At 66.2% G+C, this 6,861-nt stretch carries 5 protein-coding genes; 2 read left to right on the top strand and 3 right to left on the bottom strand.

Annotation, left to right across the window (positions count from 1 at the left end; genetic code table 11):
- Positions 1-124 precede the first annotated feature (124 nt).
- The 3 genes from GA615_RS21540 to GA615_RS21530 all read right to left on the bottom strand — a co-directional run bounded on the left by GA615_RS21540 (position 125) and on the right by GA615_RS21530 (position 4,775).
- Positions 125-1,189, bottom strand: a complete 1,065-nt coding sequence (locus GA615_RS21540) for a Gfo/Idh/MocA family protein (protein WP_152053387.1) — start codon at positions 1,187-1,189, stop codon at positions 125-127.
- Positions 1,190-1,532: 343 nt separating this feature from the next.
- The gene (locus GA615_RS21535; protein ID WP_152053386.1) at positions 1,533-2,141 is read right to left on the bottom strand and encodes a hypothetical protein; all 609 of its coding nucleotides are present in this window, start codon (positions 2,139-2,141) and stop codon (positions 1,533-1,535) included.
- Between the two features lie 168 nt (positions 2,142-2,309).
- Complete coding sequence (locus tag GA615_RS21530; RefSeq protein ID WP_235905601.1) at positions 2,310-4,775, bottom strand: FG-GAP repeat domain-containing protein; 2,466 nt, start codon at positions 4,773-4,775, stop codon at positions 2,310-2,312.
- A gap of 421 nt (positions 4,776-5,196) precedes the next feature.
- On the opposite strand from GA615_RS21530, the gene GA615_RS21525 reads away from it, so the two are divergent.
- Together GA615_RS21525 and GA615_RS27915 are read left to right on the top strand one after the other, a co-directional pair.
- On the top strand, positions 5,197-6,162 hold the full coding sequence (locus tag GA615_RS21525) for a GDSL-type esterase/lipase family protein (RefSeq protein ID WP_152053385.1): 966 nt from the start codon (positions 5,197-5,199) through the stop codon (positions 6,160-6,162).
- A gap of 173 nt (positions 6,163-6,335) precedes the next feature.
- On the top strand, positions 6,336-6,806 hold the full coding sequence (locus GA615_RS27915) for a hypothetical protein (protein ID WP_201750275.1): 471 nt from the start codon (positions 6,336-6,338) through the stop codon (positions 6,804-6,806).
- Positions 6,807-6,861: the final 55 nt, after the last annotated feature.

Raw genomic sequence — 6,861 nt, 5'->3', positions numbered from 1 at the left:
TGAGTGGAACCTCTCAATCCGTACCAAAGAGGCCCGCTGATCGCCCCCAACTCACACGGGATCTGCCCGCACCTGGTCGGGCAGGAGACGGCCGAGCCCTTGCCTGGGATCGACACGCCCCCCCTCATTCATCCGGGCTGGAGAACTCGCTCAAGGGCAGGTTGACCGGCCCCTGACTGCGGGAGCTGCGGGCGACGGCCTCGGTGAACTGCATGTAGCGGGCGCCGGTGAGGAAGTCGGTGCGGGTGACGGGGCGTTCGCCTCGGATCGCGGCGATGAAGTCGGCTTCGACCTGCCAGGCGCCGCGCTCGGCTTCGGGGATGGCCACGGGGCGAAGCGGTTGGTTCAAACGCCCGACCTGGATCGTGTCCGTCTCCAGGTCATAGAGGATCGTTCCGCGAGAGCCGTACAGCTCGATCGACGTCCCCAGGTTGTGCCGCACCACGCCGCTGAGGCGATAAACCCCGATCGACTCGTCCTCGTGCGTCGTGAAGACCTGGACCGAGTCGGGAGAGCCGACGCGGGCCTTCTTGCCCGTTTCCGGGTCGGTCCGGGCGGGAATCGTGATCGCGGCTCGGGCCAGCACTTGCACCGGCGGGGGCGTCCAGCGCAGGGCGGTCTCGTGCAAGATCCCGAGATTGAGCATGTTAAAGCCTGAGTACCTCGTGATCTGTCGCCAGTGCAAGGGCGTCGTGCGGCTGGCCCACTGATCAGAAAGCCCGTGCACGTGCACCTCGCGGAGCGACCCGAGAAGGCCACCGTCGATCAGGCGTTTCACGAACCGATCCCCCGCCAGGCCGAGCGGGCTGGGCACGATCATCGCCGCCAGGTGCCTCGCCTCGCGCGAGCGGTCGAGCATTCGCTGCGCTTCCCGGGCGTTCATCGCCATGCGGGCCTGGGTCAAGACGTGCTTGCCCGCGTCGAGCGCCGCCAGGGTGATCGGGCAATGCAAATAGGGCCAGGTGCCGATGACGACGGCATCAATCGCGTCGTCCTCGACCAGGCTTTCCCACGATTCATAAATCTTCGGGATGTCCCACTCCCGAGCCACCCGCGCCGACGACTCGCGACGCCGGTTGCACACCCCCACCACCTTCACGCCCGGGATCGCCTGGAAGCCTGGCAGGTGCCGCTTCTGGGTGATCTGCCCGGCCCCGACAATCCCGATCCGAATCTGTCCGGCGGCCATGCCCGTCACCCTTCGATCCGATCCGCCCGAGGCCGATTCTTCTCAACACCCTCCGCCCGGCGGGCCGTTCCCCCGAGAGCGACCATCATACCGTGCCGATCCCCCGGCGAAACCCGCCTGCCGGGTTCAGGTCATCGCTCTCGGAAACTCATGCGTGGGGGTTATCATGAACGGGTTTGGCTCGGGGCGAGCGTCTCCGGTGCCTCTGGTTCGCCGTCGGGTGCGACGGAGAATCCGAAGCACATCATTCATGATGGTCGCTCGTGAAAAAGCATCAAGACCGCCGGCCGAGGCTGACGGTCCCGTGTGAGGCGCTCAAGGATGGGCGCGAGCTGACCACGGCTCAATAGCCGAAGTAGCCGCCACCGTAGCCGTAGCCATAGCTATATGGGAAGCCGCTGTAGCCGATCCAACCATACGGATACGACGTGCCGTAGGTGATCTGTCGCACGCCGACCGTGCCGTACGGATACCTCCCATACACCCAGGGCGAGCCGTAGCCGTAGCTGACCCCGTAGGTCGGGTATCCGAGGCCCCAGGCCCCGTACCCATAGCCCGGATAACCGCCCCCGCCGATGTTCAACGAGAACGAGGTCGCCACCGGCAGACCGTAGCCGACACTCCGCACGCCCAGGCCGCCAATGCCGAATCCGCCCAGGCCCCAGCCTGATCGGAAGCTCCGAGACGCGTAGCGATTGACGCCGAATCCCGGCCCGAAGTTCGAGCCGTAGAACCCGCCATAGCGCGACAGGCCCACCGACGTCCCGAACCCGCCGACCCGAGTGGTGGCAAACGGAGACGCCAGGGCCGGTTGATAACGCATTCCGGTGCGAAGCCCGGTGATCGGATTGGCCCTCGGCCCGTACTGGGCCATCGCGTCGCCGGCCGAAAGCCCCACGATCACGAGGCCCACGCCAAGACTTCGCAGGATGATTCGATTGAGAGTACCCATCGTTGCCGCTCCATGAGGTGACCGGCCCGATCGTCGCGTGAAGGCGATCGCCAACGGGCCGGCAAAGGCGCTGCCATCCAGAACCATTGTAGGGTTTCTTCGAGTCCTTGAGACGCATTTCGCGTACCGAAGCCTCGGGAGCAGCAGCGCCGAGCGGCAATCCGCGAATCATTCCGGCGCTTCGGCCGGACCGCCAGAGCCAGTTCCGGCCGCTTCGACCGGGGCTTCGTCCGCACCGTCTGCCCCGTCCGCATCGGCGTTGGCAATCGGCGCCGGTTCGGGAGCTTCGCCAGAATCCTGGCGATACACCAGAATCCGGTCGTGAACGAGCAAGACGAGATCGGTCCGGTCATCGCCGTCCACGTCGCCGAGCGCCATCTCTCGGGGCTCGATCAGGTCGTCGAGGTTCCGGAACGACTTCTGCTCGAAGACCTGGAACGCGAGGCCGGAGGTTAGTTTACCATCGAGGAACGGGAGGATGTCGATGTAGTGATTAATCGTGTCGGTCACCAGCACGTCGGGAATACCGTCGGCGTTCAGGTCGCCGGTGATCAGGTCGGCCAATCGGCTGTCCTGGCGTTCGGTGGCGAAGCTGGCGATTTGCTCCAGCCGACGCCCCCCCTCGCCGGTCAAGACCACGGCGAACTTGTCGGTGCCGCCAATCAAGAGGTCGTCCTTGCCGTCGCCGTCGAAGTCTCCGGTGTGCAGGCCGAGGAAGTCGATCGTGCCCACCGGCAAGGTCGCGCCCAGGCGGTAGGTTGCTCCGTCGTCCGGGCTTTCCAGAATCAAAAGCGACTTGGACGTTCGATCGAGCATCACGATTTCCCGGTCTCCCTGCCCATCCAGGTCGATCGCCGCGGCGGCCTGAAGCTGCGCGGTCGTCCGCCCCGAGTTGAACTGCTCGCGGACCTCCCACTGGCCCCCGTCGTCCAGCGCAATGCTTCGGGCGAAGGTTCCCTGGGCCACCAGAATGGCCTCCTCGTCGTCGAGGGTCGAAACCGTCAGCGCGCTGGGGGCCACTCCGGCCAGGGGGCCGGGGCGGCTCTCACTCCGAATCGGCGCGGCGTCGGCCCCTTGACCGAGCAACAGAGCAGGGGGGGCGTAGGGGTCGAAGATCAGAATGTCGAGCGAGCCGTCCTGGTTCACATCCACCATTCGAATGTCTCGGGGAGGCCCGGTGAGCCCTTCGACCGGCACGGCGTCGGTCTTTCCCCAGGCCAGGGGGATCAGGTCTCCCGCCTCGGTCCGTTTGAGCGCCCGGAGCGTGAACTGGTCCTTACCCTCGACTTTTTCGCGGGCCACGTATACCAAATTGGGTTGGCCGTCGCCGTCGAGGTCGCCGAGGCTCAGGCCGATCGGATCGCCGCCGAAGACGGGCAGGGGGGTCGGGAAGCTCAGTCGGCCGTCGACCATGCGGCTCATGCCGATCTGCTTCTCCTGTTCCGACAGGACGAACAGCTCGTCGTGACCATCACCGTCGAGGTCCGCCATCCGAAGCGACGAGCCGCCGACCAGGCTCGGATAGGTCGAGACCGAGCCGAGCCCCGAATCCGGATCGTCCTGGAGCACGACGAAAACCTGGGCGTTTGTCGGATCACTCACAACCACGTCGGGCCGATCGTCACCGTCGAGGTCGCCCACGGCCAGGGCCCGGTTGCGGGTTGTGCCGGGGGGCAATGGGTGAACGATCAGGCGTCCTCGACGCTCTTCGTCCTCCGACGGACCGTTTCGGAGCGTATGCGCCACGGCCCGGCCGGTCTGCGATTCGATCGTCAGCACCTCCGCGCCGGGTTTGCCGTCAAGATCCCCGTACGCGACCGCCCGCGACTGCCCAATCTCGAACCGCTCCTCCGGGCCGAGCCGCCCGCCGGGCCTCGAAAACCGGACCCGAATGGGGTACTCGTCTCCGCCGGAGAGCAAGGCGAGGTCGTCGCCGCCGTCGCCGTCGAGGTCCACCAGCTTCAACACGCCCGGCCTCGGCGCCGTGTGCGGCAGCCGATCGGGCCGCCCGAGCGAGCCGTCGGGTTGCTGGAGAATCGTGATGATTTCCTGCGAGGTCATCAGCGCCAGGTCGAGCCGACCATCCTGGTTCAGGTCGCCCAGCGTCAGGGCCGAGCCGCTCTCGGCGGCTGGGCCGGTCGGCACGCGTCGCGGTCGGCCGAACCGGGCATCCCCCAGATTGGACAGGACGGTCAGATCGGACGGCTTGCCGTAGAAGGCCAGGTCGATCTTGCCGTCGCCGTCGAGGTCGCCGGCCTGGAGGCTGACCACCTCCTGGTTCACCGGAATGCTTTTGATCCGCATACGCTGGGTGCTGGTCAACCGATTCACGCCGAAGCCGAAGGCGCCGTCCTCGTCCGAGGGGCCTTCGGTGGTCAGCAGCAGGTCGATCCGGCTGCGGGCGTTGTTGGCCACGGCGATGTCGTCCTGGCCGTCGCCGTCGAGATCGGCCACCACCACGCCGCTGATCCTTGAGTCGAGCTTGTAAATTTCCAGAGGAAGAAAGCCGTAATACTCGGCCAACCGCACCGGATCCTGGCCTCGGGCCTCGGGGGATCCGATCCCCACGACGGCGGCACCCATCAGCACGATCAGACCGCTCCACGCGACACACCGACGCAAGACGTCATCCATTGAATCGCGATCCTTCCCTCTCTGGAGGGGCAAGCTCGACCGAGAGGTCCCGTCCCCGGACTCCATGACCGGCGGGCTCCTCGCCCCGTCGAGCTTACGGCTGCTCTCCGGCAATCACAAGCATCCCGAATCGCCTCGGACTGTGCCGATGAGGGAAATCCTGACGGTAATTCGCGCTGCGTCGATTCCGCGTGATGCCTCTCTCGCACCGCGAGCCGTGGAATTGTCAGCTATGCTTGAGCGAACTGCCCGGACGGCCGGTCCGTGGCTTGCGTCGGCACACCTTGATCGGGACGGGCACGGAAGGTGCAACGCCTTGCTGCCATTTGAGCCGTTTTCCTGATCGACGCCTGGTGAGTCCGCACCGACGGTTCACGCACACGATTCGCACCCAAGTTGATTGCATCCTGGAGTTTGCGTCATGTGGGCCCTGGTCCGATCGCTCTCGATGAATGTCGCGGTGGCGGCCATGCCGGGCCTCGTGCGCAAGGCGTCGATGCTCCCTCTGGGCGTTGGGGCCGTGGGCGATAGTTACACCGACGAGTATCGGTTTTACGAACCCGACCGCGCCACCGCCCTGAGCTGGGTCGAAATTCTCGCCCTGACGCGATCGCTAAATTTCGGCCCCTTTTCGCTCGACGACCTCGGTCCCCCTCGCCACCGAGGCTTTGCCTACAACTGGGCTCAGAGCGGCGCGACCTCCGACGACGCCCTGGTCGCCGGCCAGCACACCGGCCTGGCCGAGCAAATCGGCGAGGGGCTGGTTGATCTGGCCTTCGTCTTTCTCGGCGGGAACGATTTCATTGAGGCGACCGACGCCGACCGCCCCTGGCTCGACGCCACCGAGGTTGGCCGACAGGCTTCGGCCAACCTGAACACCATTGTCTCCACCTTGCTCGACGCGTCTCCCTCGGTCCGAGTCGTCCTGGCCACGGTCCCCGGCCTGCGCGGCTTGCCCGAAATCCGTCTGGGCCTGGCCAATGGAACGATCGACCCTCAGCGGCTCGATGCCCTCTCCGTCGCCTTGCGTCGCTTCAATGCCTCGCTCCGCGCCATCGTCCGCCGAGAAGCTCGCGTCGGTCTGGCGGATCTGGAGTTCGAGGCCCGCGTGGCCGAAACCATCTTGCCCCGCTTCGTCACCGTCGGGGGCCGCCGCCTCGATCGCCTGGTGACGGGGAACGGCACCGGACACCTGTTTCTGGCCGACGGTCGGCACATCGGTACGATCGGTCAGGGCTTGATCGCGCAGCGGCTCGTCCGCTCGGCCTTTGTCCACTTCGGCTTCGGTATCCCCCCGCTTTCCCACCGCGAGATCGTCTCCCTCGCCGACAGCCTCGCCCCGACGGCCGAAACCGAGCTGACCCTCGCCCACCCCGAGCAGGGCTGAACCGAATCGCCTCGATCGGGCTTCCCTCCGTCGCCGACCCTCGGGCCAAGATCCCTCGGCCGAGGGCGAACACCCCAGCAACACGACCGTCCTTCCTGTGTAAGCCGAACTCGCAGGATGGTCTCCTGTTCTCTGCGTTGGGGGGTTCGGAAGCCGACAGGAGCACAACAATCATGCCCATCAAGGTCATGTGTCCGACTTGCAGTCAGGAGGGATCGGTCCGTGATGACTTCAAGGGGGATGCCATCACCTGCCCGTCCTGCCGGATGCGATTCGACGTGAAGCAATGGACGGTTCCGGCGCTCTCGGAACGTCGCACTCGACCCGCTGCCCTGGACACTCCGGAAGCCATCCTTCGCTTCCGCATTCAGCAGGCGATCGGCGGCGCCGTGTTTGGTGCGTTCTTCGGGCTCCTCGCCTCCAGGGAGGCGACGGGGGAGGCTTCCGGAGGCTCCTCAATCCTGACGACCCTCGGCTACACGCTCGCCGGGGCGGCCTTTGTGGGAATAATCATGTTCGTCAATCCCCATCCCCGAGGAGGCAGAAGTAGTGGCGGCGACAGCGGCGGCTGGGGAGGTGACGGTGATGGTGGCGGCGGTGATGGTGGCGGCGGTGATGGTGGCGGTGGCGGCGGCGGAGAATAAGCCACGACTCGGGATCACGCGTCGGACCAGATCCAGGCCCCTCTCGGGCTCGGCT

The sequence above is a fragment of the Tautonia marina genome (genome assembly GCF_009177065.1).
GTDB classification, from domain to species: domain Bacteria; phylum Planctomycetota; class Planctomycetia; order Isosphaerales; family Isosphaeraceae; genus Tautonia; species Tautonia marina.
This window is presented reverse-complemented; position numbering and strand designations above follow the sequence as displayed.

Coding starts and splice junctions, on each gene's coding strand:
- GA615_RS21540 (WP_152053387.1), bottom strand. CDS start 1,189: ATGGCCGCCGGACAGATTCGGATCGGGATTGTCGGGGCCGGGCAGATC.
- GA615_RS21525 (WP_152053385.1), top strand. CDS start 5,197: ATGTGGGCCCTGGTCCGATCGCTCTCGATGAATGTCGCGGTGGCGGCC.
- GA615_RS21535 (WP_152053386.1), bottom strand. CDS start 2,141: ATGGGTACTCTCAATCGAATCATCCTGCGAAGTCTTGGCGTGGGCCTC.
- GA615_RS27915 (WP_201750275.1), top strand. CDS start 6,336: ATGCCCATCAAGGTCATGTGTCCGACTTGCAGTCAGGAGGGATCGGTC.
- GA615_RS21530 (WP_235905601.1), bottom strand. CDS start 4,775: ATGGATGACGTCTTGCGTCGGTGTGTCGCGTGGAGCGGTCTGATCGTG.